Annotated in this window: 23 protein-coding genes; 16 read left to right on the plus strand and 7 right to left on the minus strand. The window is 70.4% G+C overall.

The window, feature by feature from the left end; all coding sequences use genetic code 11:
• Positions 1–96: 96 nt before the first annotated feature.
• From OE229_RS09125 to OE229_RS09135, 3 genes are all read left to right on the plus strand, one after another.
• Positions 97–1227 (plus strand): ROK family transcriptional regulator, encoded by a 1131-nt coding sequence (locus tag OE229_RS09125; protein ID WP_262137553.1) that lies wholly within the window; start codon positions 97–99, stop codon positions 1225–1227.
• Positions 1228–1331: 104 nt separating this feature from the next.
• Positions 1332–3347 (plus strand): beta-galactosidase, encoded by a 2016-nt coding sequence (locus OE229_RS09130; protein ID WP_262137555.1) that lies wholly within the window; start codon positions 1332–1334, stop codon positions 3345–3347.
• Positions 3344–5503, plus strand: coding sequence for an alpha-galactosidase (locus OE229_RS09135; RefSeq protein ID WP_262137556.1), 2160 nt, complete (start codon positions 3344–3346; stop codon positions 5501–5503). Before OE229_RS09130 ends, OE229_RS09135 begins: the two co-directional genes overlap by 4 nt.
• A 220-nt stretch (positions 5504–5723) precedes the next feature.
• Here the strand turns inward: OE229_RS09135 and OE229_RS09140 are convergent, their stop codons facing one another.
• Positions 5724–8273 carry a glycoside hydrolase family 2 protein gene (locus OE229_RS09140; protein WP_262137558.1) on the minus strand — a complete coding sequence of 850 codons (2550 nt, stop codon included), beginning with the start codon at positions 8271–8273 and terminating at the stop codon, positions 5724–5726.
• A 116-nt stretch (positions 8274–8389) separates the two neighbouring features.
• Between OE229_RS09140 and OE229_RS09145 the strand changes: the two genes are divergently transcribed.
• From OE229_RS09145 to OE229_RS09175, 7 genes are all read left to right on the plus strand, one after another.
• Positions 8390–10075 carry an ABC transporter substrate-binding protein gene (locus OE229_RS09145; RefSeq protein WP_262137559.1) on the plus strand — a complete coding sequence of 562 codons (1686 nt, stop codon included), beginning with the start codon at positions 8390–8392 and terminating at the stop codon, positions 10073–10075.
• 34 nt (positions 10076–10109) lie between these two features.
• Positions 10110–11099, plus strand: a complete 990-nt coding sequence (locus OE229_RS09150; protein WP_182066295.1) for an ABC transporter permease — start codon at positions 10110–10112, stop codon at positions 11097–11099.
• Between the two features lie 14 nt (positions 11100–11113).
• Positions 11114–12154 (plus strand): ABC transporter permease, encoded by a 1041-nt coding sequence (locus tag OE229_RS09155; protein ID WP_182066296.1) that lies wholly within the window; start codon positions 11114–11116, stop codon positions 12152–12154.
• Positions 12151–13107 carry an ABC transporter ATP-binding protein gene (locus tag OE229_RS09160; RefSeq protein ID WP_262137560.1) on the plus strand — a complete coding sequence of 319 codons (957 nt, stop codon included), beginning with the start codon at positions 12151–12153 and terminating at the stop codon, positions 13105–13107. The genes OE229_RS09155 and OE229_RS09160 overlap by 4 nt, the downstream gene beginning before the upstream one ends.
• Positions 13104–13997: an ABC transporter ATP-binding protein gene (locus OE229_RS09165; protein ID WP_111236120.1), complete on the plus strand. Its 894-nt coding sequence runs from the start codon at positions 13104–13106 to the stop codon at positions 13995–13997. The genes OE229_RS09160 and OE229_RS09165 overlap by 4 nt, the downstream gene beginning before the upstream one ends.
• On the plus strand, positions 13994–16102 hold the full coding sequence (locus OE229_RS09170) for a glycoside hydrolase family 36 protein (protein WP_262137561.1): 2109 nt from the start codon (positions 13994–13996) through the stop codon (positions 16100–16102). Before OE229_RS09165 ends, OE229_RS09170 begins: the two co-directional genes overlap by 4 nt.
• A 454-nt stretch (positions 16103–16556) precedes the next feature.
• Complete coding sequence (locus OE229_RS09175; RefSeq protein ID WP_262137562.1) at positions 16557–16988, plus strand: hypothetical protein; 432 nt, start codon at positions 16557–16559, stop codon at positions 16986–16988.
• A gap of 9 nt (positions 16989–16997) precedes the next feature.
• Here the strand turns inward: OE229_RS09175 and OE229_RS09180 are convergent, their stop codons facing one another.
• From OE229_RS09180 to OE229_RS09195, 4 genes are read right to left on the minus strand one after another with little or no spacing between them, the layout of a single operon-like run.
• Positions 16998–17630, minus strand: coding sequence for a response regulator transcription factor (locus tag OE229_RS09180; RefSeq protein WP_262137563.1), 633 nt, complete (start codon positions 17628–17630; stop codon positions 16998–17000).
• Positions 17627–18829, minus strand: coding sequence for a sensor histidine kinase (locus OE229_RS09185; protein ID WP_262137564.1), 1203 nt, complete (start codon positions 18827–18829; stop codon positions 17627–17629). Before OE229_RS09185 ends, OE229_RS09180 begins: the two co-directional genes overlap by 4 nt.
• Positions 18830–18882: 53 nt before the next feature.
• Positions 18883–19680, minus strand: coding sequence for an ABC transporter permease (locus OE229_RS09190; RefSeq protein WP_259577417.1), 798 nt, complete (start codon positions 19678–19680; stop codon positions 18883–18885).
• Complete coding sequence (locus OE229_RS09195) at positions 19677–20516, minus strand: ABC transporter ATP-binding protein (RefSeq protein ID WP_259577418.1); 840 nt, start codon at positions 20514–20516, stop codon at positions 19677–19679. The genes OE229_RS09190 and OE229_RS09195 overlap by 4 nt, the downstream gene beginning before the upstream one ends.
• 207 nt (positions 20517–20723) lie before the next feature.
• Between OE229_RS09195 and OE229_RS09200 the strand changes: the two genes are divergently transcribed.
• From OE229_RS09200 to OE229_RS09225, 6 genes are all read left to right on the plus strand, one after another.
• Positions 20724–21002: a hypothetical protein gene (locus OE229_RS09200; protein ID WP_209134835.1), complete on the plus strand. Its 279-nt coding sequence runs from the start codon at positions 20724–20726 to the stop codon at positions 21000–21002.
• Entirely contained in the window at positions 21002–22738 is a 1737-nt protein-coding gene (locus OE229_RS09205; RefSeq protein WP_262137565.1) for an alpha/beta fold hydrolase, read from the plus strand. Before OE229_RS09200 ends, OE229_RS09205 begins: the two co-directional genes overlap by 1 nt.
• Positions 22735–23214 carry a hypothetical protein gene (locus OE229_RS09210; RefSeq protein ID WP_262137566.1) on the plus strand — a complete coding sequence of 160 codons (480 nt, stop codon included), beginning with the start codon at positions 22735–22737 and terminating at the stop codon, positions 23212–23214. The genes OE229_RS09205 and OE229_RS09210 overlap by 4 nt, the downstream gene beginning before the upstream one ends.
• Positions 23215–23481: 267 nt before the next feature.
• A complete protein-coding gene (locus OE229_RS09215) occupies positions 23482–23856 on the plus strand; it encodes a hypothetical protein (RefSeq protein WP_262137567.1) in 375 nt (124 codons plus the stop codon).
• Between the two features lie 81 nt (positions 23857–23937).
• The gene (locus OE229_RS09220) at positions 23938–24405 is read left to right on the plus strand and encodes a hypothetical protein (RefSeq protein WP_263344373.1); all 468 of its coding nucleotides are present in this window, start codon (positions 23938–23940) and stop codon (positions 24403–24405) included.
• A 49-nt stretch (positions 24406–24454) separates the two neighbouring features.
• Positions 24455–24922, plus strand: a complete 468-nt coding sequence (locus tag OE229_RS09225) for a hypothetical protein (protein WP_262137569.1) — start codon at positions 24455–24457, stop codon at positions 24920–24922.
• 75 nt (positions 24923–24997) lie between these two features.
• Here the strand turns inward: OE229_RS09225 and OE229_RS09230 are convergent, their stop codons facing one another.
• Both OE229_RS09230 and OE229_RS09235 read right to left on the minus strand, forming a co-directional pair.
• Positions 24998–25360 carry a hypothetical protein gene (locus tag OE229_RS09230; RefSeq protein ID WP_262137570.1) on the minus strand — a complete coding sequence of 121 codons (363 nt, stop codon included), beginning with the start codon at positions 25358–25360 and terminating at the stop codon, positions 24998–25000.
• A gap of 45 nt (positions 25361–25405) precedes the next feature.
• Positions 25406–25567, minus strand: a complete 162-nt coding sequence (locus OE229_RS09235) for a hypothetical protein (RefSeq protein WP_262137571.1) — start codon at positions 25565–25567, stop codon at positions 25406–25408.
• Between the last annotated feature and the right edge of the window lie 102 nt (positions 25568–25669).

Consider the following 25669-nt stretch of genomic DNA (forward strand, 5'->3'; position numbering starts at 1 on the left):
GTACTGGTCAGGGGTTTTCTGCGTTCTACGGCCCGTTCGGGGTCCTTGTCGAAGGGCTCTGGTCAGGCCGTAGGATCAGCCGACGACGGAGGAACGATGACCGAAGCCTGGCCGGCCCTGCCCGACGGCTCCCGCCTGGCGCTGCGGGAGATCCTCATCCACGGGGTGCTCTCCCGTGCGGAGATCGCCCGGTCACTCGGGCTCTCGCGCGCGAGCCTCACCCGGGCCATGCGCGTCCTCGTGTCACAGCGGCTCGTGGTCGAGGTGGGGACCGACGTGCGAGGCGCCACCGGCCGCCCGTCGGAGCTCCTGCAGGTGAGCAGCGGGCAGTGGGAGTTCCTCGGCGTCAAGCTCACGAAGGATCGCCTGTACGCCGCGGTCACGGACCTGGGCGGACGCGTCCTCGCGCTGCACGAGGAAGTGATCGACGACACCGCCGCCGATTCGCTGGCGGAGCAGATCACGGCCGTGCTCGAGCGACTCCGGGATGCGCATCCGACCATCTGCGCGATCGGTGTCTCGCTGCCCGGTGACGTGATCGTCCGCGCGGGGGAGTCCGTCGTCGCGGCGTCGGTGTTCCTCGGGTGGCACGAGGTGCCCTTCGCCCGGATGCTCGAGGAGCGGACCGGCATCGCCACGTTCACGGCGAACGACGTTCACGCGCTGACGGCGAAGGAGCACTGGTTCGGTGCTGGTGCCGGTCGTGGGTCGATGGTGCTCGTGACGGTCGGTGAGGGCCTCGGTCTCGGGCTCATCGCGAACGGGCAGGTGTCCACCGGGGAGCACGGGCGACTGGGGCGCATCGGGCACCTGCCGGTCCTCGGCGGCGGTCCGGACTGTGGCCTCGGTCACGCCGGGTGCGCGTCGAGCTACCTCCCGAGTCCGGTGATCGTGCGGAACGCCGGCCACGAGGGGAAGACCTACGACCAGGTGGTCGAACTCGCCCGGCACGGTGACGACGGAGCGCTCGCTGCGTTCGAGGATGCCGGCCGCGCCCTCGGGGTGCTGCTCGCCACGGCGGTGCACATCGCGGACCCCTCGGCGATCGTGCTGACGGGCGACGGGCTGCCCGTGTACGACCTGGCGCGAGCGACCGTCGACGAGTCGATGCGAGCAGCGCTGGCGCCGTACACCGAGCCGGTCACGGTGGAGGTGCAGCCGTTCGAGTTCTCGGAGTGGGCACGCGCCGGAGCGGTGCTCGCCATCCGCCGGCTGCTGGGGGAGTAGTCCGTCGCCGGAACAGCAGAGGTGTCGACGCCTTAGTTACACACGTTGACAAACGCTACCGCAGACGGGAGGCTTGAGCGGTCCACACCATCGAAGGAGATGCCGTGACCGTTGCCCCCACCGTCCCGTGGCCGACCGACGGCCTGTCGTTCGGCGGCGACTACAGCCCCGAACAGTGGCCCCGGCAGACCTGGCTCGAGGACGTCCGACTGATGCGCGAGGCCGGGGTGAACCTGGTCACCGTCGGGGTGTTCTCGTGGGCACTGCTCGAGCGGTCGCCGGGGGACTTCACGTGGGGGTGGCTGGACGACGTCCTCGCGCTGCTGCACGAGCACGGCATCGCGGTGGACCTCGCGACGCCGACCGCTGCCCCGCCGAACTGGCTGCTGACCGCACACCCCGAGATCCTGCCCCTGGACGCGACCGAGCGGCGGGAACGACCAGGCGGACGACTCGGGTGGTGCCCGGCCTCCGCGCTGTTCCGGGAGCACGCGCTCCGCATGGTCGACGCGCTGGCCGAGCGGTACGGCCGGCACCCCGCGGTGCGGCTCTGGCACGTCAGCAACGAGCTCGGTGGCGGCAACGGCCGGTGCTACTGCGAGGCGTCGGCAGCGGACTTCCGGCACTGGCTCGTCGCCAAGTACGGCGACGTCGAGTCCGCGAACACTGCCTGGGGCACGTCCTTCTGGGGACACACGTACACCTCGTTCGACGAGGTCTCGCCGCCACGGGGTGTGGGCGGGGCCCCGAACCCCGGGCTCGCGCTGGACTTCGAGCGGTACTCGTCCGACGCCCTGCTCCGTCAGTTCGACGCCGAGAAGGCCGTGATCGAGCGGCACTCGGACGTGCCGGTCACGACGAACTTCATGGTGGGTGCCGGGTCGCAGGTCGTCGACTACGCCGGGTGGGCGAAGCACGTGGCGATCGTCGCGAACGACCACTACACGCTCGTCGACGACGCCCGCCGCGAGCAGGACCTCGCGCTGGCCGGTGACCGGATGCGCGGGATGTCGGCGGACCGCCGTCCCTGGCTGCTGATGGAGCACTCGACCGGTGGGCCGAGCTGGCAGCAGCGCAACCGGGCCAAGGAACCGGCCGAACTCGTCCGGAACGCCCTGGCGCACGTCGCCCACGGGTCCGACGGGGCGCTGTTCTTCCAGTGGCGGGCCTCCACCGCGGGCGCGGAGCAGTTCCACTCCGCGATGCTCCCGCACGCCGGCACCCGCACACGCATCTGGCGCGAGGTGCTCGCCCTCGGCCGTGCGCTGCAGGACCTCGCCCCCGTGCAGGGCACCCGCGTGGAGCCGGCCCGGGTCGCGATCGTCGTGGACGAGGCCTCCGGCTGGGCAGTGCAGTCGGGGCTCAAGCCGCACCGGGGCCTGCGCTACGGCCGGGAGCTCCGCGCCTGGCACCGTGCGTTCCACGACCGGCAGGTGCTCACCGACGTGGTCCCCACCGACGCCGACCTGGACGGCTACGACGTGGTCGTCGTGCCGACGATGCTCATCGTCGACGACGCGACCGCCGCCCGGCTCTCCGCCGTGGTGGACCGCGGCGCCACCCTGATCGTCACCTACCTGTCCGGCGTCGCCGACGAGACCGCACGCATCCGCACCGGCGGGTACCCGGGAGCGTTCCGCGAGGTGCTCGGCGCCTGGAGCGAGGAGTTCACCCCGCTGCAGCGCGACGAACGATGGGCACTGGACGACGGCGAGGTGGTGACCGACTGGGCCGAGGCGGTCGTGCTCGAGGACGCCGAGTCCGTGCTCCGGTACACCGACGGTCCGCTCGCGGGCCGGCCCGCCGTCACGCGCCGCGCCGTCGGCGGCGGCGCCTGGTACGTGTCCGCGATGCTCGCGGACGACAGCATCCAACGGCTCGTGGACGGGGTGATCGCGGAGCGGGGGATCCTGCGGACGGTCACCGGGCCTCCCGGCCTGGAGGCGGTGCGTCGCGTCGGCGACGACGGCTCCGCCTTCCTGTTCCTCGTCAACCACCGCGCTGACGACGTCACGGTCGTCGCGTCCGGGACGGACCTGCTCGACGGGTCCGGCCACGGGCCGGACACCGTCGTGCCCGCCGGACGCGTCCGCGTGCTGCGCGAGGAGCGGGTCTCGTGACCGTCGTGGAGCCCGAGCCGACAGCCGTCGCTGCGCGCGATCGAGCGGTGCACGTGCTGCGATCGGCCGGGGTGTCGCTGGTGCTGGCGTCCGCGGCGGACGGGCTGCCCGAGGTGCTGCACTGGGGCCGGGACGTCGGGCCCGTCGCGCCGGGGGACGCTGCCGACCTGCTGCTCGCACTCGGTCGGCCGCTCGGACCGAGTGCGCTGGACGCGCGGTGGCCCCTCACGGTGCTGCCGACCGAGCGCGACGGGTGGGAGGGTCGGCCGGGGATCGCCGGGCACGTGGACGGGATGCCGCTCGTGCCGCGGTGGCGTGAGGTGGTGGTGATCGGTGACGACGAGCGGATCGTCGTGACCGCCGAGTCCGACTCGTTGGCGCTCCGGAGTGAGTTCGCGCTCGACACCGCGGGGGTGCTGCGGGTGCGGCACACGGTGACGAACACGCACGCCGAGCCCGTGCACGTGCAGGCACTCGAGGCGACGCTGCCCGTGGGGGAGCGGATCACCGAGGTGCTCGACCTGGGCGGACGGTGGACCCGTGAGCGCACCCCGCAGCGCCGCACCGCGACGGCCGGGAGCCACGCACGGGAGAGCCGTCGCGGGCGGACCGGCCACGATTCGCCGACGTTGCTCGTGCTCGGGACGCCCGGGTTCTCGGACGCCGAGGGCGAGCTGTGGGCGGTGCACCTGGCCTGGAGCGCGGACTCCGTGTACCGGTACGACCAGCTCGCCGAGGCACGGCCGTTGCTCGGCGCCGGGGAGCTGCTGCGTGCGGGCGAGGTCGTGCTCGGCGAGGGGGACTCGTTCGCCGCTCCCGACGCCGTGTTCGTGTGGAGCGACACCGGGATCGACGGGCTGTCCGACCGCTTGCACGACTCGTTGCGCAGCCGCCCGGGGCATCCGCGACGACCCCGGCCCGTGGTGCTCAACACGTGGGAGGCCGTCTACTACCGGCAGGAGCTCGAACCGCTGGTCGCCCTGGCGGAGACGGCGGCGGACATCGGGGTCGAGCGGTTCGTGCTCGACGACGGGTGGTTCCTCGGCCGGCGGTCGGACTCGACCTCGCTCGGGGACTGGCGCGTCGATCCGTCGGTGTGGCCGGACGGGCTGGCACCGCTCGTCGACCGGGTGCGTGCGCTCGGCATGGAGTTCGGCCTGTGGTTCGAGCCCGAGATGGTCAGCCCCGTGTCCGAGCTGGCCGCGGCGCACCCGGAGTGGATGCTGCAGCGCCCCGAGGACGACGTGCGGACGTGGCGGAACCAGTACGTGCTCGACATGGCGAACCCGCTCGCCCGGCACCACGTGCTCGAGAGCATGTCCCGGGTGATCGGTGCGCACCACGTCGACTTCGTGAAGTGGGACCAGAACCGGGACATCGTGCACGCGGTGCACGCGGGACGCGCCGGCATCGACGCGCACACCCGCGGCGTCTACGCGCTGATGGACGAGCTGCGCGCGCGGCACCCGTGGCTGGAGATCGAGGCCTGCGCGAGCGGTGGTGCCCGGATCGACCTCGGCGTGCTCGAGCGCACCGACCGGGTGTGGCCGTCGGACTCGAACGACGCCTTCGAGCGACTGCCGATCCAGCGGTGGACCGAGGCGCTGCTCCCGCTGGAGCTGATCGGCTCGCACGTCGGGCCGGAGATCTCGCACACCACGGGCCGGCACCTCGACCTGGACTTCCGGATGGCGGTGTCGCTGTTCGGCTCGGCCGGCATCGAGACCGACATCACGAAGCTGTCGGCTGAGGAGCTCGACCGGCTCCGGGCCTGGACGGCGCTGTACCGACGGGAGCGCGGGCTGCTGCACTCCGGGCGGCTGCGGCACCTGGACCTCGGGGACCCGGGGACGGTGGCCACATCGGTGGTGGCCGCGGACCGATCGCGGGCGCTGGTGCGGGTGGCGCGGACGGAGACCGGGCCGAGGTCGTTGCCGGTGCCGCTCCGGGTGCGCGGACTCGACCGGTCGCGGCGCTACCGGCTCGCCCCGGTGTCCGGGCTCGCCGTCCCGCGCGGGCTCGACATGGTGCCGCCGGAGTGGCTCGTGCGCGGACACCTGGAACTGACCGGCGCCGTGTTCGAGAACGTCGGCGCCCGGCTGCCACTGCTCGCACCCGCGACCGCGATCGTGCTGGAGCTCCGCGCGATCGACTGAGCGCGGCCGGCCGTGCGCGGTCCGCTGCTGTCCGAGCCGAGCGGGCGGAATGCCGGGGTGGCGCTGGTCGCCGACCCGGGTGTTCCGCCCGTTCGTGGGAGCGGGGCGAGGGGATGGGCACCGGGTGACGGTTCCGGTTCGCGAACCCGGGGGATCGTGAACCGGAACCGTCACCGGCGCGAGGGGACGTCGCCGTCCCCGCCCCCAGGGGGCACCCCGGTCAGGGCAGGAGCGAACCCGCGTGGCGGAGGACGAGCGGGTGGACGAGCTCCTGTGCAGCGATGCCCGGCGCACCCGTCACCGTGAAGGTCACCGACTCGCCGGGGAGCAGGGACACCAGGCCGTCGTCGACGCGGGCGGCCGCATCGACGCGGTCGGGGAACAGCGAGACGTCCCGCGCGTACGCCGTCGCCGTGACGGTGACCGTCGCGCCGTCGTCCGTCGCCGACACGACCGCGGACAGGGGCGAGGGCTCGAGTGCCTGGTCGACGACCTCGGCGAAGTCGTGCACGGTGCGGGTGCCGGCTCCGGTGACGACGAGGACCTCGGAACCGGGGTCCTCGGGCACGGCGAGCGACGACGGCAGCTGCGTCCGGTCGGCATCGGCGGGGGCTGCTGCGAGCCTGAACGACGACGACTCGAGCACGGTGCCGTCGAAGGCGACGCGGGAGACCGTGACCTCGCCGGCGACCGACGAACCGGACGCGTTGACGAGGACGACGTCGAGACCTCCGTCGCCGTCGCCACCCTGGCCGCCGGACGACGGCTGCACGGTGAGCAGCACGGGCTGGTAGGCCTGCCGGACGGCGTACCAGACGGGCTTCCGGATGCCGGCGTGGTCGACGAGGGCCCAGGACACCACGGGCCAGTCGTCGTTGAGCTGCCAGACGACCATGCCGGTGTTGTCGGGCGTGCGGGAGCGGAACCACTCCATGCCGAAGCGGATCGCGTGCGCCTGGTTGAGCTGCGCGGCGAAGTGCCAGTCCTCGATGGAGGTCGGCTCGGGTAGGTGCCGGCGCATGCCGTCGGCGAGCTTCCGGTTGCCCTGGTCGGCCTTCTGGTGCACGAGCATCTCGTGGCCGTCCGGGTCGAGAGGCTCGTCGTGCACCACCGCGGTCAGGGTCGACCACGCCGGCGGGCCCTGGAACCCGAACTCGGCGACGAAGCGCGGCTCCCAGTCGGCGTAGGCACGGTAGTCGAGCCGGTTCCAGACGTCCCAGATGTGCACGCTGCCGTTCCGCTGGTCGTTCGGCGTCAGGTACTCGTCGAACGAGAACGGGCTGCCCGGGGTGTACGGCCGGGTCGGGTCGAGCTCGGCGACGACCGACGGCAGCAGGGAACGGTAGTAGCCGTTGCCCCAGGTCCGGCCGACGAGCGACGGCCGCCAGCCCCACTCGGCGTAGGCGACGAGGTTCTCGTTGTTGCCGTTCCACACCACGAGCGACGGGTGCGGGCTGAGGCGGGTGACGGCCTCGCGGACCTCGGGCTCGACCTCGTCGGCGAGCCAGGGCTCCTCGGCGTACGCGGCACAGGCGAACAGGAAGTCCTGCCACACCAGGACGCCGAGCTCGTCGCACCGGTCGTACAGGTCGTCGGACTCGTAGATCCCGCCGCCCCAGATGCGGAGCAGGTTCACGTTCGCGTCGATCGCGTCCTGGATCCGGTCCGCGTACCGCTCGGGTGTCATCTCGGTCAGGTAGGCGTGGTCGGGGATCCAGTTCGCCCCGCGCACCATGACCGGACAGCCGTTGACGCGGAGCAGGAACGGCGCCCCGCCGGCGTCGGCGGCGGTGTCGAGCGTGACCGTGCGGAAGCCCACACGGCCGGCCCACACGTCGTCGCCGACCTCGACCCGGACGTCGTACAGCGGCTGGTCACCCTCGCCGCGGGGCCACCAGACGGCGACGTCGGGGACCTCGAGGCGGACGGTCGCGGCACCGTCGACGACGGGGCGTGCGCCGACCACCCGGCCGGCGGTGTCGGAAGCCGCATGCCCTGCGGACGCGGGGTGCGCGGTCAGGGTGATCCGGGCCTCCAGGCCGGTGCCCGCGGAACCGTCCGCGGACGCGACGGGCGCGCTGCCGATCGCCTGCGAGAAGGAACCGGTGGAGCCGGCGTGCTCGACGTCGACGTGGGCCGTCAGCACACCGGTCGTGCCGTCGAGGTCGACGAGCGGACGGACGGACGCGATGCGGACGCCGCTCCAGGACTCGATGCCGACCGACTTCCAGATGCCGCTCGTGGCAACGTCGACGCCCCAGTCCCACCCGAAGTTCGACGCGTTCTTGCGGAGCGCGTTGTAGGGGTGGTGGTTGACGTGGGGCAGCTCGCCGCCGTGCAGGGCGGACAGGCGCTCGGCGGCGGGGACGGGCGCGTCGAACGTGACGACGAGCTCGTTCGTGCCCGGTCGGAGCAGGTGCCCGACGGGGAACCGGTACGAGCGGTGTTGGTTGGCGGTGGTCGCGACGACGATGCCGTTGAGCTCGATCGTGGCGAGGGTGTCGAGGCCCTCGGCGACGAGGTCGTGGCGGGTCTCGTCCGGCGCGGTCCACTCGAAGGTGCGGCGGTAGCGCCAGACGGTGTCGCCGATCCACTGGGTGGCGGCCTCGCCGTCGCCGTCGAACGGGTCGGGGATCCGGCCGGCCCGCAGCAGGTCGGTGTGCACGCAGCCGGGGACCTGCGCCGCGATCGGTTCGCGGTGCTCCGCCGACTGCTCGGGCCCGGTCACCGCCTCGAGGGTCCACGTGCCGTCCAGGGTGGTCCGCTCCATTGCGTCTCCTCATCGTTACGGGGCCGTGACCCGACCCCTTGACCGCCTTAGTTTACGCGTGTAACAATCACGCTCACAACGTGGACCCTGCGACGACGCAGACCGAGAGGACAACGATGTTCAACCCAACCCGTTCACGGCTCGCCATCGGCGGCGCCGTTCTCCTCGCAGCCGGCCTCGCGCTCAGCGGCTGCAGCTCCAGCGGCACCGCCAGCACGAACGACGCCGCTGCCTCGACCCTGGTGGCGTACACCGGCCAGTCCGGCGACTACCAGATCAACTTCAACCCGTGGTCGCCGTCCAACATCGGCGGTGTCGGCACGATCTACGAGTCGCTCTTCTTCATCACCAACGTCAACACGAAGGACCCGAAGCCGCTGCTCGGCAAGTCCTACGAGTGGAACGACGACGGCACGCAGCTCACCATCACGCTGCGCGACGGAGCCACCTGGAGCGACGGCGAGCCCTTCACCTCGAAGGACGTCGTGTTCACGCTCGACATGCTCAAGAAGCAGAAGGCCCTGAACTCGATCGGCTACGACGGCACCGCGAAGGCCGACGGCGACGACGAGGTGGTCGTCTCGTTCGACAAGCCGTCGTTCGTGCTCGGCCCGAACCTGCTCGGCAAGACCTGGATCGTGCCCGAGCACCTGTGGCAGGACATCGACCCGACCACCGACGTCGTGCGCGAGCCCGTCGGCACCGGCCCGTACACGCTCGGCACCTTCAAGGCGCAGGCGTTCACCCTCGAGGCGAACAAGAAGTACTGGGACGGCGCCCCGGCCGTGAAGACCATCCGCTACCTGTCGCTCTCCGGCAACACCGCCGGCGCCGACGCACTGAAGCAGGGGTCGATCGACTGGCAGACCGGCCCGGTGCCGAACATGGACGACATCCCCGCCAACTACAACGGCTACGACGGCATCACCGTCGGCCAGAACCAGATGGCCCTGCTGACCTGCGCGAACACCGACCTGGGCTGCGCCGGCCCGCAGACCGACCCGGCTGTCCGGCACGCGATCGCCGACGCCATCAACCGCAAGCAGCTCAACTCGCTGGCGTTCGAGAACACGGCGAGCGAGATCTCGCCGACCTTCGCGCTCACCACGACGCAGAAGGACACCATCTCGAAGGACATCGAGCCCGCCGTGATGCCAGAGACCGCCGACACCGACGCGGCCGCCTCGACCCTCGAGGACGCCGGCTGGAAGAAGGGCTCGGACGGCATCTACGCCAAGGACGGCAAGAAGCTGTCCCTGACGGTCGAGGTCGTCACCGGGTGGACCGACTACATCACCGCGATCGACACGATGACGCAGCAGCTGAAGGCCGCGGGCATCGAGCTCAAGGCGCAGCAGTCGTCGTGGAACGAGTGGACCGACAAGAAGACCAAGGGCAACTTCGAACTCGCGATCGACTCGCTCGGCCAGGGCCCGACGGCGAACCCGTACTACCTGTACAACAACTACTTCACGACGGCGAACACCGCGAAGGTCGGCGAAGCAGCCCCGATGAACATCTCGCGGTACAGCAACCCCGACGTGGACAAGGCCATCGCGAAGCTCGCCACCATCAACCCCGAGGACACGGCGGCGACCCAGCCCGAGCTCGACACGATCCAGGAGCACATCGTCGAGGACCTGCCCTACATCCCCGTGATGACCGGCGGCACGACGAGCGAGTTCCACGCGGCGAAGTTCACCGGCTGGCCGACGAAGGACGACCTGTACGCGTTCCCGGCGGTCTGGGCGAGCCCGGACAACGCCGAGATCTTCAAGGCGCTCAAGCCGGCGAAGGGCTGACACCGATGGGATCGCGACCGAGGGGCACTCGACGATGACCTACTTCCTGCGCAAGATCGGCTTCTACGTCGTCGCACTGTGGGCGGCCCTGACGCTGAACTTCATCATCCCCAGGCTCCTGCCCGGCAACCCGGTGGACATCCTGCTCGCCAAGCTCCAGCAGCGCGGCGGGCAGGTGACCCCGGCGACCCGGGAGGCGTACGAGCTGCTCCTCGGTGGCGATTCCTCGGAGCCGCTCATCTCCCAGTACGGCCACTACCTGGTCAACGTGTTCCGCGGTGACCTCGGGGTGTCCGTCAGTTACTTCCCGGCACCCGTCACCGAGGTGATCGGCAGTTCGCTGCCGTGGACCATCGCGCTGGTCGGGATCGCCACGATCCTGGCCGCCATCATCGGCGTCGGGCTCGGGGCCTTCGTCGGGTGGCGGCCCGGCACCTGGCTCGACTCGTTCGTGCCGGCCACCACCCTGCTCGCCGCGGTGCCGTACTTCTGGCTCGCGCTGATCCTGGTGTACTTCTTCGCCACCGGACTCCACCTGTTCCCGGCGCAGGGCGGCTACGACGTCATCCTGACCCCCGGCTTCAACTGGGACTTCATCGTCTCGGCCGTGCAGTACGGGGTGCTGCCGGCGGTGACGATCGTGCTCGCGTCGCTCGGCGGCTGGCTGCTCGGCATGCGCAACATGATGGTGTCGACGCTGTCCGAGGACTACATCACCACCGCGCAGGCGAAGGGCCTGTCCGACGGCAAGATCCTGCGGAACTACGCCGCTCGGAACGCCGTGCTGCCGTCCGTCGCCGGGTTCGCGATCTCCCTCGGGTTCATCGTGTCCGGCTCCGTCGTCACCGAGCAGGTGTTCTCGTACCCGGGCATCGGGTCGAAGCTGCTGTCCGCCGTGACGAACAACGACTACGCGCTCATGCAGGGCATCTTCCTGTTCATCACCCTGGCGGTCCTCGGCGCGAACCTCGTCGTCGACCTGCTGTACGGACTGATCGACCCGCGCACGCGGGCCCGGAGCTAGGGGAGGAGACGACCATGACCAACATCCAGCAGGAGACCGAGCCCACCATCGGCGCACTGACCGAGGAAGCCGACAGCACCACGTCGATCGCCACCCGGCGCGCGTCGAAGGGCGGCATCCGTCGGTTCCTCCCGACCCTCACGCCCTGGCTCGTCACGGGCATCGTGCTCGTCGCCGGCGTCACGCTGTTCGGGGTGATCGGACCGCTGCTCGTCGGCGACCCGACCACCATCCGCGACACGGGGCTGCAGGGACCGAGCGGCTCGAACGTCCTCGGCACCACCCAGACCGGTCAGGACGTCCTGGCCCAGCTCGCCTTCGCCACCCGGGGCAGCCTGCAGATCGGGCTCATCGTCGGCGTCCTCGCCACGGTGCTGTCCGCGTTCTTCGGGATCCTCGGCGCCTACCTGGGCGGGATCATGGACGAGGCGTTCTCGCTGTTCTCGAACGTGTTCCTCGTCATTCCCGGCCTGCCGCTCGTCATCGTCATCTCCGGCCTGGTGCCGCGTGAGGCCCGCGGGCTGTGGACCATCGCGGTCGTCCTGGCGATCACCTCCTGGGCCGGGTCCGCCCGGGTGCTGCGGGCGCAGACGATGTCGATCCGCAACCGCGACTACGTGTCCGCCGCCCGGGTCGCCGGCGAACGGCCGTGGCGGGTCATCGCCGTCGAGATCCTGCCGAACCTGCTGCCGGTGCTCGCGTCGCAGTTCGTGTTCGCGGTGATCGCCGCGATCCTCGGGGAGGCGGGACTGTCGTTCCTCGGGCTCGGGGCGTCGAACTCGTCGACGCTCGGCACCATGCTCTTCTACGCCCAGAACGGCTTCGCGCTGGCGAACGGCGCCTGGTGGTGGTTCGTGCCGCCGGGCCTGCTCATCGCCCTGCTCGGCATGGGCCTGTCCCTGGTGAACTTCTCGATCGACGAGGTCATCAACCCGCGACTCGCGAACGTGCGTGCGCAGCGACGGCGCGACCGTCGTGCGAAGCGTGCGGCCCGCTCGGGAGGCCCGGCTCGCGTCGCCACCGCCGGTCACGACACGAAGGGGGTCGCCCGATGAGCACCACCGACACCGCACGACCCGTCACCTCCGCCACCGGCGACGGCTCGCGCCGTCCCGCCGTGCTGACGATCGACCACCTCGACGTCGTCTACGAGACCGAGCACCCCGTGCACGCCGTCAAGGACGTCTCGCTCACCCTGGCGCCCGGCGAGATCCTCGGGCTCGCGGGGGAGTCCGGCTGCGGCAAGACGACCCTGGCGTACGCCATCACCCGGCTGCACCGGCCGCCGGCGAAGGTCACCTCGGGCAGCATCACGTTCCACGACCGCGACGGCACCGACGTCGACCTGCTCGGCCTGCCGCACGAGCAGCTCCGGGCCGTGCGGTGGTCGAAGCTGTCCATGGTGTTCCAGGGGGCGATGAACGCGCTCAACCCGGTCACCACGATCCGCGCCCAGCTCGACGACGCTCTCGTCGAACACCGCAAGGGCCTGCCGCGCCGGGAACGACGAGCAATCGCCGAGGACGCCCTGCGCCGCGTCGGCGTCGACCCGTCCCGCATCACGGCGTACCCGCACGAACTGTCCGGCGGCATGCGGCAGCGCGTGATGATCGCGATGGCGATGCTGCTCGAACCGCAGATCATGATCATGGACGAGCCGACCACCGCGCTTGACGTCGTGGTGCAGCGGGAGATCCTGCGCGAGATCGTCCGACTGCGCGACGAGCTCGGGTTCGCCGTCGTGTTCATCACGCACGACCTGCCGCTGCTGCTCGAGATCAGCGACCGGATCGCGATCATGCTCCGCGGCGAGGTCGTCGAGTGCGACCGCGCCAGCGTGATCCAGCACGACCCGCAGCACCCGTACACGCGGAAGCTGCTGCAGTCGTTCCCGAGCCTGTCCGGAGCCCGCGGCGCGTTCATCCGCACCGGGGTCGAGGACGGCGCCGAACCCGAGACCGACACCCGGGCCGTCGTGGTCCAGGCAGCACAGGAGACGGACCGATGACCAGTGTGACCGTCAGCCACCTCGGCAAGGACTTCCACACCCGCAAGGGCCTGCAGCGCACCACCCTGCGGGCCGTCGACGACGTGTCGTTCGACCTGCTGCCCGGCCGGACCGTCGCGCTGGTGGGGGAGTCCGGCTCGGGCAAGTCCACCATCGCGCGGATGCTCGCCAAGCTCGAGACCCGGACGCGCGGCTCGATCGACGTGCGGCTCGAGGACGGCACCCCCGTCGAGGGCAGCATGTACCGCCGGCACGTGCAGATGGTGTTCCAGGACCCGTTCGCCTCGCTCAACCCGTTCCACTCGATCGAGCACCACATCGCCCGGCCGCTGCAGTTGCACCACCGGGCCCGCGGCGCCGACGAGACCGCCGACAAGGTGCGGGAACTGCTCGGTCGCGTGAACCTCGACGAGGACTTCGCATCGCGGCGGCCGCACGAGCTCTCCGGCGGACAGCGGCAGCGCGTCGCGATCGCCCGCGCACTCGCCCCGGGCGCCCAGGTGCTCATCGCCGACGAACCGGTGTCGATGCTCGACGTCTCGATCCGCCTGAGCGTGCTCAACCTGCTCGGCCGGCTGCAGCGCGAGGACGAACTCGCCGTGCTCTACATCACGCACGACCTGGCGACCGCGCGGCACTTCTCCGACGAGATCCTGGTGCTCTACCGCGGCCGGGTCGTCGAGCGCGGACCGTCGGACGCCGTCATCCTCGACCCGCACCACGACTACACCCGGCTGCTCGCCGAGGCCGCCCCCGACCCGGAGCGCACCGAGCGCCGGATCACCGCCGGGCCGCCACTCGACCGGACGAAGATCGACAACACCACCTGCTACGACCACACGGTCGGGGACTGGGTGTCGAGCGAGCCCGCACCGGTCGGGGCGCGATGAGCGACGGGTCGACGTTCGTCGACTGGGTCACCGACGGGTTCGCCGCACGGTTCCGGGTCGGTGCGGACCAGCCCGCGGCGCTCGTGTCGTTCGTGCCGACCGGAGGAGTGGCCGGCGGCGGAGCGCTCGCCGACGGTCCGGACGACCCGCAGCCGCTCGTGGAGCTGACGACGATCGGGCACGGACGGTTCCCGGGCGGGTTCCGGCATGTCGACTCCACGATCGGGGCGCGACTGCGACCCGTGTCGCACCACGAGCACGACGACGGGACCGACCTGTGGTTCCGGATCGTGCAGGCGGACGCGGCCACGGGCCTCCAGGCCGAGTCGGTGTTCCGGGCGCGCGCCGGCGTGCCCGCGTTCCAGACGTGGACCGAGGTGTCGGCCGCACACGGTGAGCACGTCGTCGACTTCGTGTCGTCGTTCGCGACCGGGGCGTTCCTGACCGATTCGGGTGCCACCGTCGACGAGCTCGCCCTCGTGCACGCCGACAACGACTGGGCAGCGGAGAGCCGGTGGCGGACCGATCCGCTGCGGTCGATCGGGCTCGCGGCGATCGACCGGGAGGCCCAGCACCACCCGCCCCGCAGCCGCGCCGTCGTGCAGAACCGCGGTTCGTGGTCGACCGGTGAAGCGCTGCCGATCGGGGTGCTGCAATCGGATCGGTACGCGCTCGTCTGGCAGGTCGAGCACAACGGGCCGTGGCTGTACGAGCTCGGGGAGACCCGGCGGCACGCGTACCTGCTGCTGAGCGGGCCGACCGACCAGGAACACCAGTGGACCGCAGTCGTCACGCCGGAGCAGCCGTTCACCTCGGTGCCGGTGTCCGTCGGGATCGCCGGGTCGGTCGACGACGCCTTCGGGGTGCTCACCCGGCAGCGTCGGGCGTTCCGGCAGGTGCGGGAGGCCGACCGTGCCCTGCCCCTGGTGTTCAACGACTACATGAACACGCTCATGGGCGACCCGACCACCGAGAAGCTCCTGCCGCTGATCGACGCCGCTGCCGACGACGGAGCGGACCTGTTCTGCATCGACGCCGGCTGGTACGCCGAGGGGCACTGGTGGGACACCGTCGGAGCGTGGCAGGAAGCGGCGTCGCGGTTCCCGACGGGGCTCGGGGCCGTCATCGACCACATCCGTGCGCGCGGCATGCAGGCCGGCCTCTGGCTCGAACCCGAGGTCATCGGCATCCACTCGCCGCTGGTTTCGACCCTGCCGTCGTTTGCGTTCGTCGAGCACCACGGGGTCCGGGTCGCGGAGCACGGGCGGCACCTGCTCGACCTGCGCTCGCCGGAGGCCCGCGCACACCTCGACTCGGTGGTCGACCGGCTCGTCGGGGAGCTCGGGGTGACGTTCTTCAAGATGGACAACAACACGATGACCGGGCCGTTCGCCGGGATGCTCGACCACCAGCGGGCGCTGCTCGACTGGCTCGACGCGGTGCAGGAGCGGCACCCGGCTCTGCTCATCGAGAACTGCGCCTCGGGAGCGATGCGCGCCGACTGGGCCATGCTGTCCCGCCTGCACATGCAGTCGACCTCGGACCAGCAGGACCCGGTGTTGTCCGCCACGATCGCCGCCGCTGCTCCCGCTGCGATGCTGCCCGAGCAGGCGGGGAACTGGGCCTACCCGGCGCCGACGATGGACCCGGAGCTGTTCGCGCTGTCGCTCGTGAACGGGGTGCTCGGTCGGATGTACCTGTCCGGGTACCTCAACGAGATGTCGTCGTCGCAGCGTGCGGTGGTCGGTCACGCCATCGCGGCGCACCGGCAGGTCCTGGACGTCGTCGAAGCGGCCGTCCCGGTCTGGCCCCTCGGGCTGCCCGCCTGGGAGGACCCGTGGATCGCACTCGGCCTGCGCGCCGCCTCGGGTGACCTGTACCTGTCGGTGTGGTCGCTGCCCGGTGCGTCGGCGTCGGTGTCGTTGCCACTGCCGGCGTTCGCCGGGCAGGCGGTGGTCGTCGAGCCGCTGTTCCCGACGGCACTCGGGTCGTGGTCCGTGGCGTGGGACGCCGCTTCGGGCTCGCTCGAGGTCGCGAACGGCGGATCGACCCCCACAGCGCGGGTGCTCCGCGTCCGGTCGCAGGAGGCGGACGCGGGGGCCTGAGCGGGCGCGCGTCCCGATGGCAGGGCGCGCGCTGGAGCGGACGGGCGGCACGGTGCGGGCAGGCACCGTGCCTCCCGTCTCGTCCGTGGTCGCGTCCATGGCGCGGGGGACGCGGGTTCGTGTCCGCGCGGTGACGGTTCCGGTTCAGGATCCTCGGGGATCGTGAACCAGAACCGTCAACGCGCGGGCGACCCGGAGGCTCCGCATCAAGCCTCCACCGTCACCCCGGTCGATAGAGCAATCGTCGTGATCCGGAGGACTCGTGAGGCTAAATTCCTCAGCCGCGTGCTGTCCGACGTGCCCGCTGCGAGGAGCGCAGCCAAGACAAAGGTGTTGCTTCGACGATCACAGATGATTTGATTGGTGCGTGTGGGTAGTAGGTGACAGCAGCTGGACTGACGTGGCAGCGGCTCTAGCAGCCGTAGTAACTGCAGCAACGGCGATCGTTCTCGCAGTGCAGCTCCGCAAGCGAGAAAGAGCGAGAGCGCTCTCGGATCTGCACGAGCACCTCACTACCGGTGAAACCGCGCATGCGCGAGACACTTTGGGAACGTTGCTCTACTCAAAGCAATACCAGCGCAAGGTCAAGCGACTTGACGCGATTTCGAGCTACTTTCGCCTGATATGGGCTGTGCAGCACGCTCGAAACGTCTTCGACCGTTACAAGCTGGACTGGTCGTTACGTGTCTCGCCAGACACCTTCCTCGCTCGCAGCCGGTTCCGCCGACGCTGGCGCACCAAGCAAGCTCGCGAGATCGCCAACGCTTTGACGTGGAACCTGCGCGAGATTGAAGAGAACCTTAACCGGTTCCACTACGAGTACTCCGAACACTGGGCAGTTGAGGACGATGACGCCTGGCAAGAGCTGCTGATCAATTCCCGTTGAGGGAGCTGGTCACCAAAGGAGCTGGAGCTCCATCGCGCGGGTGACAGCACGGGTGCGGTCGTTCACGCCGAGCTTCTCGAAGACGTGGCCGAGGTGGGTCTTCACCGTGGCCTCGCTGAGGAACAGCGCGCGGCCGATCGCCGGGTTGCTGTTGCCCTGGGCGACGAGGCGCAGGACGTCGAGCTCGCGCGGGGTCAGCGACGGGCCGACAGTAGCCGGGAAGGCGCCCGTCGCTCGGCGGACGAGCGCTGCGGCAGCGGAAGGAGCCAGCGCCGTCTCGCCCCGTGCGGTCGCCCGGACGCCGGCGAGGATCTCGGACTCCGGGGCGGCCTTCAGCAGGTAGCCGGTGGCGCCGGCCTCGATGGCGGCGAGGATCTGGTCGTCGGACTCGTACGTGGTCAGGATCAGGACGCGGACGCCGGGGTCGACGGCGAGGATCTCCGCCGTCGCCGCATCGCCGTCGAGCACGGGCATCCGGAGGTCCATCAGCACGACGTCGGGGCGTTCGGCCAGTGCCACCGTCACCGCGGCGCGGCCGTCGCTCGCCTGGCCGACGACCTCGACGTCGTCGGCGTCCTGCAGCAGGGCCACGATGCCCGACCGGACGATCGGGTGGTCGTCGGCGACCATGACGCGGATCACCGGGCCACCTCCGCCACGGGGTCACGATCGACGGCCGGGAGGCTCGGCTCGGGTCCGGTGGGCAGGCTCGCGTCGACGACGGTGCCCCGGCCCGGGGTGCTCGTGATCGAGCAGGTGCCGCCGGAGAGCACGAGCCGTTCGTGGAGCCCGCGGATGCCGTGCCCGACGGTCGGCGCGCTCGTGTCGAACCCGACGCCGTCGTCGGTCACGCGGACGCCGACCTGTTCGGGCGCGTGCCGCAGGACGATCCGGACGGAGCTGGCGTCGGCGTGCGCGCGGATGTTCGCCAGGGACTCCTGGACGACCCGGAGCAGCACGACCTGGGCGTCGCGGTCGAGCGGGCCGTCGGTCGCGTCGACGGCGACGGGCGTGCCGGTCTCTCGGGTGTAGCGCTCCGCCAGGCGGTGCAGGGCCCCGGCCAGGCTGCCGCTCGTGGCACCGGCGACCCCGGCGGCGATGAGGGCGCGGGAGTCCTCGAGCGCCGCTCGTGCCGACTCCTCGAGGACCGCCAGCCGTTCGTCGAGCGCGGCACCGCGGTCGTTCGCCAGGTCCTTGCGGGCACGTTCGGTGAGCATGACGATGCCGGCGAGGTTCTGCGCGACGGTGTCGTGGATCTCGCGGGCCAGGCGCTCCCGTTCGCTCGCGACGCCCGCGCTGCGGTGGGCATCGGCGAGCGACTGCTGGGTCGCGCGGAGTTCGTCGAGGAGTTGGCGGCGCTCCTCGGACAGGCCGGCGACACTCGAGATCCACACGCCCATCGCACAGGCGCCGATCACGCTGATGCCCTCGATGAGCAGGGTGCTGACGAGGGCGTCCGGGCCCTCGGATACCTGCAGGCCGATGCCGCTCGCGACGCCGACCGCGATCGAGAGCACGACGGCGGTGCGGACCCGTTCGGACTGCACCCAGACCAGGGGGAACGCGATGCACTGCACGAACGCGGTGCTCGGCACGACGGCGGGCAACACCAGGGCGGCGACGAGGACCAGCGGCACGAAGGCCGCGGCGGCACGGGGGTTGTCGTAGCCGCGGTGCCCGAACAGGGCGTAGGCGACGACGAGCACCACGACCGCCGTGTAGGCCGGCCAGCGGGTACCCCACGGCGACCACCCGAACACGGTGATCACGGCGGTGAGGAGCATCGTGCCCGCGAAGAAGACGTGCAACCACCGGTTGCGCATCCACGTCTCGCCGTTCATGACGACAGCATCCCATCGATGCAGGACCGCGGAGCGGTTCTCCACAGGGGGCATCAGGCGTCCTTGCGGTTCCACCGGAACGTCAGCAGGCAGGCCACCGTGCCCAGGACCAGCCATGCTGCCAACACGAGGGCTCCGAGGCCGAGGTGCCACGCGCCTCCCGGCTCACCCGACTCGAACGCACCGGGCAGGAAGACGGACCGCATGCCGGACGCCATCCAGCGCAGGGGGAAGACGGAGGCGACGTCCTGCAACCAGGTGGGGAGCTGCGTGAAGGGCAGGTAGACGCCGGAGATGAACTGCAGCACCAGCACGATCGGGACGATGGTGGCGGTGGCGCGCCGGCCCTCGCGGGGGAGCGCCGAGACCGCGATGCCGAGGACGCAGCTGGTGGCGATGCCGAGGACCATCACGCCGGCGAAGACACCCCAGTTGCTCGCGTCGGTCGGGAGGTCGACGCCGAAGACCAGGCTCGCGATCGCCAGCAGCAGTGCGGTCTGCACGAGCGTGGTGACGAGGACCATGCCGATCTTGCCGACGAAGTACGACAGGACGGGGAGCGGTGTGCCGCCGAGGCGCTTCAACGTGCCGTCGCTGCGCTCGGTGGCGATGTCGACGCCGAGGGACTGCGTGCCGGAGAGCAGGATGCCCGTCGCCACCAGGCCGGGCAGGTAGTAGGTGGCGTAGTCGACGCTGACGTCGGGGCCGGCCTGGATGTCGGCGGCGCCGGAGAACGCCACCGAGAACAGCGCCAGCATGATGATCGGGAACAGGAAGGTGAAGAAGACCGCATCGGGAGCGCGGAAGTAGGAGCGGATCTCGTACGAGATGCGGCTGGTCGCTGTCTTCACTGCTGTCCCACCATGTCGAGGTAGACGTCCTCGAGGGACGGGCGGATGACTTCGAGGTCGTGCATGGCCGTGGTGTTGCTGCGGATGAGCGCTGTGGGGTCGGTGGTGCGCGCGTCGTGGTGTTCGCCGCCGTCGTCGCGCCAGCGGACCCGGGGTGTGCGAGCCTCGGCGTCGCCGATCTCGTCGATGGGTGCGAGGTCGAGCAGCTTCCCGGCGGCGATCACCGCGGCACGGTCGGCGAGCTGGGCGGCTTCGTCGAGGTAGTGCGTGGTGAGCAGGATCGTCGTGCCCTCGTGCTGCACCTGGCGCAGGAGGTCCCAGAACTGCCGGCGGGCCTCGGGGTCGAAGCCCGTCGTCGGTTCGTCGAGGAACAGGACCTCCGGGCGGCCGATGATGCCGAGGGCGACGTCGACACGGCGGCGCTGGCCTCCCGACAGTCGGCTGATGCGGGTGTTGCGCTGCGTCTCGAGCCCCGTCGCGGTGAGGAGTTCCTCGACGCTGCGGTGCTTCGGGTAGAGCGTCGCGAAGTGGTTCAGCTGCTCGGCGACGGTGACGTTCGGGGACTCCGCGCTGGTCTGCAGGACGATGCCGATGCGTGCGTTGTGGCTGCGGCTCGTCCGTGCCGGGTCGTGGCCGAGGACGCGGACCTCGCCGGCGGTGCGGGAGCGGTACCCCTCGAGGATCTCGACCGTCGTGGACTTGCCGGCACCGTTCGGGCCGAGCAGAGCGAAGGTCTCGCCCCGTTCGATCGTGAAGGAGACGTCGTCCACGGCACGTTTGCCGGTGGCGTACTGCTTGCCGAGGTGCTGGACCTCGATGGCGGGGGACTCGGGCATGGGTCCAGCTTCGCCGCCGGCTCGCTTTGCGGGATCGGCTGAGGCGGTGGTCTCGGCATCGTCCGATCGGGGGATGGTGCCGGACTGGAGGCGCGGTGCGGGTTGGTCGTCCACAGGGCGTTCCACGGATGGCCGCGTCCGGCAACTCCTCTGATATGTTGCCCACGGGGAAGCGGTGCAGACCGCGACGGCGAGACGGGGGAGACGATGGCCGATCTGCAAGTGTCGTGGAGCACGCTCGAAGCCGTGCACGGCGCACTCGAGAAGGCGACGGAGACGTTCAGCGGGGACGCGCTGCCCGCGGAGGGTGGGGCGTTCGGCGCTGACGACGTCGCGCAGGCGTTCGCGACCTTCCGGACGGCGCAGCAACGATCCGCCGAGTGGCTCGCCGACACCAGCCGCACGCTCGGCCAGTACGCGAAGGACACGAAGTCGCTGTTCGCCGACGCGGACGACGACCTGGCTGGCAAGGCCGGGGGTGAGTGATGGCCGCCGATCCCCTCGCCGGTGACCCGGGAGCGATCGCGAAGCTCTCCAGCGCGCTCGCCGACCACCAGGACGACATCCGCACCGGAGTGCACCACGTCATCGGTGCACAGCACGATGCGGACGGGTGGAGGGGAGCCTCGAAGGACCGGTTCGCCGCCACCGTCGGTACCGTCGCTCCCGCCGCCCAGCGGATCATCGGCCGGCTCGACGCTGCCATCGACGTGCTCGACACCTACGCGGACGCCGTGCAGCAGATCCAGGACGAGGCCGAACGCATCCAGTCCGCCCAGCTGCGCAACGCCGTGGACTCGGTGACGAACGCCGCATCGATGGGCAGCGCGGAGTCGGCCGCGTCCGGCAGCGACGCCACCGAAGCCGACAGTCGGCGCCTGGACCGCCTGCAGAGCGATGCCGACGACCTCGCGGCCGCCGCGAAGCGACTGGACGCCGAGTGGGACGCGCTCGTCGAACGGCGGGCGGCGGCCGACCGCGCGGCCGCCGCTGGTCTGTCCGACAGCGACGTGCTCGGAGTCGCCCCCGGGTACGCCGGGTCGCTCGCCGCCATGAGCGACGCCGACTTCCTGCGAGCCGTGGCCGGGATGCCGCCTGAGGTGCTCGCCGGACAGGGCAAGGGCGTCGCAGACCGAATTGCGAGTATGCCGCCCGACGTCGTGCAGGCGTGGTGGGACGGGCTCGGCGGGCGCGGGACCGCGGGGGAGCACTCGACGGCGCAGGACGCGCTCATCACGGCGTTGCCCGCGGTGATCGGCAACCTGAACGGGGTGCCGTACTGGGCGCGGGACCAGGCGAACCGGCTGAGTGCGCAGCGGGCGTACGAGCAAGCGACTGAGGCTCTGGGCAAGGCCCAGAAGGCGTACGGCAAGGCGGTCGGGCGCGCTGCGCTGGCTGACGCGCGCCGGGCGCTGATCGCGGCGCAAGAGCGGTACAACCAGCTCAACAACTTCGCGGCCGGGGCGAGGACGGACCTCAACCTCCGCTATCCCCTCCCGCGACAGATGGTGGCGTTCCGCGACGGCAAGCCGCCGTTGGGCGCGTTCTCGGTCGGCGACCTGGACAGCGCGAGCAGCGTCACCTTCCTCGTCCCCGGGATGGGCAGTTCGCTGGCGGACACCACGCAGTACATGCGGACAGGGTCGACCGTGCAGCAGTCGCAACAGCAGATGAGTGGCGATGCCAGCGCCTACGTGACCTGGCTCGGCTACGAAGCACCCCCGAACTTCGTGGCAACCGGTGACACTGCCGTCTTCCACGAAGACTCGGCGCGTGCCGGGGCTGCGAACCTCGCCGCAGATCTTGCCGCAGTCCGCACAACCAGACCAGACGTTCAGCTGAACGTCGTGGCGCACTCGTACGGCTCGACGACTGCCGCGATCGCGCTCGCGCACGACGCCGCTCTGCGCGTCCACTCCTTCGTCACGCTCGGATCGGCGGGCATCCCTTCGTCCGTGCCCGATGCCGCAGCGACCAATGCGGCCCACATGTATGCTGCGCAGGCTGACGAGAAGTGGGACATCGCCGCGTTCGGGCGCACGTTCAGTGATCCGCACCGTGCAGACCCCGCCCAGGCATTCGGCGCGACGGAGATACACACGGATGGATCGAAGACGGTGAACGTACACGACCTTGCCGCCGACCCTGATTCCGGGAACATCGGCTACCTCGACAGCGGCACGAAGACGCTGTTGGGAACAGCGAAAGCGACCATGCCGTGAACAGCCTGTCGAAGTCGCTCCTCGGGTTCGTCGCCGTGGTGGGGCTACTCACGACGGTGACGGCCTGTGGTTCGAACGGGGGAGACGAGATGCAACCAGATGAGGCGAAGCAGAACGCCGTGGCGTTCCTGCGGGAGACGATGGACCACGAACCGCTGGCTTGGCCCGAGGTCCCAGAGCCGGTGGCCACGCGATGCGCCGATGGGGACGACGGAGTCCGGTTCCAGTACCTCGTGACGATCGACCAGAAGACCGATCCGAAGGAACTCGCCACTTCGTTCGAGGAGTTCTGGAGGACGAAGGGACTCGACGTGCAACCTTCGCAGGAGGACTTCGGGAAGTACGGCATCGCCTACTCGGCAACTGCGCGTGCGGACGGGAAGCCGTGGGGCTCGTTCCAGTTCAGTGAGCGGGGCATCAGCCTCTACGTCGACTCTCAGTGCGCCGAGGGTTCTCCGGATGACTACGAGGACTGATCGGTGTGGTCCAGGAGACTCCGCATCCGACGGACGCACGCGGCGGTGACCGAGTACCGGCTCCTGCATCCGCTACCGCGGTCCGTCCGCGACGGCTTGATCGTCAGCCCCTCCGACTCGCAGGGACGCAGGGACGCGGGTGCCGGGTACCAGGCGAACGCGAGCCGCACCAGCCTGCGCTCGTCGGTGGGACGGCGGCTCACCGGGGCTGCGGTTGCGCTGTTCCTCACGACCGTGCTCGTTGGATGCGCGACAGGAGGGAAGACCATGACCCCCGAAGAAGCGCAGAGAGATGCCCTGACGTTGCTCGACCAGACCACGGCGTCCGCCGACCTCGACTGGTCGTCGCCGGGGGAACCCGTCAGCAAGGAATGTCCCAAGGGTGTCCGCTACCAATACATGGTGCACGCTCCGGTCACCTCGAAGCAGGCCGAACTCGCTGACTCTCTGTCGGAGTTCTGGCGCTCCAGAGGACTCGAGGTCGAACGCAGCCAGCAGGATTTCGGGTCGAAGTACGGCAGGGTGTACGGAGCGACGGCGAAGGCAGACGGTAATGCTGGCGCAGCCTTCGAGATCACGAACGGGAACGCACTCGTCTCCGTCAACTCCCAGTGCGTTGCTGGCTCGCCCGATGACGAATGACAACCGTGGTGCGGCGGCTGAAGACAGCACGACCGCAGCTGTGGAGCGGGGGCCAGTCGTGGCGAAGGTGACCCTACCGTGATGGTGGAGCAACGCATCGGGCTCGTCGTGTTGACGGCGAGTTTGTTGACCGTGGGCCTCACGGCCTGTGCAGGAGGGAGCCGATCGACGCACACCCCCGAGGACGCGAAGGCCGAGGCCTTGCAACTGCTCCGCAAGACCGAGAAAGCCGTGGACGTGTCGTGGCCAGACACCCCGGAACCGACCGCCGAGCCGTGCGATGACGGCGTGCGCTTCGCCTACTTCGTCCCGGTGTCGGTCGACAACGACGCCAAGGCGACCGCCAAGTCGCTTCGGCAGTTCTGGGAGTCGGAAGGCCTTCGAGTATCGCCGTCCGAGACGGATTTCGGTACGAGGGGCACGCTCTACTCGGCGACTGCCGACCGGGACGGTGCGGGAGGAGCGGCGTACCAGATCAGTTCGACGTCGGTCGCGGTGCAAGTGACCTCTCCGTGCGCAACGGGGTCCGTGCACGATCAGGACGAGTGACGGCGTCGAGGCGGGGGCGGCTGCGATGATGAGGCGTGTGGACAAGCCGATGACCGCTGCCGCTCTGGCCGGCACGATTGCCCTCGTGCTCTCGGGGTGCGGGATGGCAGGGCCGAGCGAGACCATGACCATGGACGAAGCGCGCTCGCAGGCCGTGACGGAACTCCGGTCGGTCCTGGAACTCGCTCCCGACACATGGCCGCAGGAAGTCCCGAAGCCGGTCGCGAACGACTGCCAGGTCGACGGGCAGAAGGCGGTGCAGTTCAGCTACTACGTCGAGGTGGACAGACCGGATGACCCGCGGGTGCTCGTCGAACAGGCCAGTGAACACTGGAGAAAGCAAGGGTACGAGCTCGCAACGACGCGGACCGAGATGGACGCAGCGACGGGTGACGTTTCCGCTGTGGTCGCGCGCGCCGACGGCAAGCCTCGTGCGTCGATCGCAGCCACGAAGATCCGCGCGCACGTCAACGTGGACTCGCGCTGCGTGCTCGGGGACCCGGACGACTACCGATGACGCCCTGATGACGAATGAGTTCTGACGGTTCTGGTTCGCGATCGTCGGGGATCGCGAACCAGAACCGTCACGACTTCAGTACTGCGGGCGGATCCAGTCGGTCGGTGCCACGAAGCGGGCGCGGGGCAGGACCTCGTCCGGCTCGGTGGTCCGCACGTTCGTGATGAACGTGTCCTCGCCGTACTCCGACAAGCGGCGGGCGATGCCGTCGCGTACGTCGATCGCCAGCGTCGTGCGGGTCGCCGGGTCCCCGCGGTGCTCGAAGGTCACCAGGATCGAATGCTCGCCGATGTGCTGGACCAGGATCGGGTGGAAGCTCTCGGGGCCGCGACCCCAACGGAGCATCAGGTCGGGCACGGCCATCCGGACGACGGGATCGGAGACCATGCTCCGGGCGAACGACACCTCGTGCGGACCGTCGTCGGGCTCGTGGAGCACGCCCTCGCGGTAGGAGACCGGCTTGGCGCGCTGACGGACGAGCGTTCAGGTCTGCGCGGCCTCGTCGATGTCGACGCGGAACTGCCAGTGCTGCTGTCGGGACTCCTGGTGCAGGCCTCGAGGACGTACCGGGCGGGACGGCGGGGGCGGCGAGCTCTCAGCGATCGCGGGACCGTCGGGCCGGGTGAGGAGCTCGTCGAAACGCACGGTGCCAGCATGGCGCACCACGTGCCGTAGACCGCACCCCTGACGGGCGGGAGGCGCGGGGCGGGGTGGTGCCGGGCCTCCAGGCCGTGGGGTGGTCGCGTC

The sequence above is a fragment of the Curtobacterium poinsettiae genome (genome assembly GCF_025677645.1).
In the GTDB taxonomy this organism is placed as follows: Bacteria; Actinomycetota; Actinomycetes; order Actinomycetales; family Microbacteriaceae; genus Curtobacterium; species Curtobacterium poinsettiae_A.

Excerpts from the sequence above, each read along its gene's own strand:
- OE229_RS09125 (WP_262137553.1), top strand. The coding sequence starts at position 97 with ATGACCGAAGCCTGGCCGGCCCTGCCCGACGGCTCCCGCCTGGCGCTG.
- OE229_RS09140 (WP_262137558.1), bottom strand. The coding sequence starts at position 8,273 with ATGGAGCGGACCACCCTGGACGGCACGTGGACCCTCGAGGCGGTGACC.
- OE229_RS09145 (WP_262137559.1), top strand. The coding sequence starts at position 8,390 with ATGTTCAACCCAACCCGTTCACGGCTCGCCATCGGCGGCGCCGTTCTC.
- OE229_RS09150 (WP_182066295.1), top strand. The coding sequence starts at position 10,110 with ATGACCTACTTCCTGCGCAAGATCGGCTTCTACGTCGTCGCACTGTGG.
- OE229_RS09155 (WP_182066296.1), top strand. The coding sequence starts at position 11,114 with ATGACCAACATCCAGCAGGAGACCGAGCCCACCATCGGCGCACTGACC.
- OE229_RS09160 (WP_262137560.1), top strand. The coding sequence starts at position 12,151 with ATGAGCACCACCGACACCGCACGACCCGTCACCTCCGCCACCGGCGAC.
- OE229_RS09165 (WP_111236120.1), top strand. The coding sequence starts at position 13,104 with ATGACCAGTGTGACCGTCAGCCACCTCGGCAAGGACTTCCACACCCGC.
- OE229_RS09170 (WP_262137561.1), top strand. The coding sequence starts at position 13,994 with ATGAGCGACGGGTCGACGTTCGTCGACTGGGTCACCGACGGGTTCGCC.
- OE229_RS09185 (WP_262137564.1), bottom strand. The coding sequence starts at position 18,829 with ATGAACGGCGAGACGTGGATGCGCAACCGGTGGTTGCACGTCTTCTTC.
- OE229_RS09195 (WP_259577418.1), bottom strand. The coding sequence starts at position 20,516 with ATGCCCGAGTCCCCCGCCATCGAGGTCCAGCACCTCGGCAAGCAGTAC.
- OE229_RS09200 (WP_209134835.1), top strand. The coding sequence starts at position 20,724 with ATGGCCGATCTGCAAGTGTCGTGGAGCACGCTCGAAGCCGTGCACGGC.
- OE229_RS09205 (WP_262137565.1), top strand. The coding sequence starts at position 21,002 with ATGGCCGCCGATCCCCTCGCCGGTGACCCGGGAGCGATCGCGAAGCTC.
- OE229_RS09215 (WP_262137567.1), top strand. The coding sequence starts at position 23,482 with ATGACCCCCGAAGAAGCGCAGAGAGATGCCCTGACGTTGCTCGACCAG.
- OE229_RS09220 (WP_263344373.1), top strand. The coding sequence starts at position 23,938 with ATGGTGGAGCAACGCATCGGGCTCGTCGTGTTGACGGCGAGTTTGTTG.
- OE229_RS09225 (WP_262137569.1), top strand. The coding sequence starts at position 24,455 with ATGACCGCTGCCGCTCTGGCCGGCACGATTGCCCTCGTGCTCTCGGGG.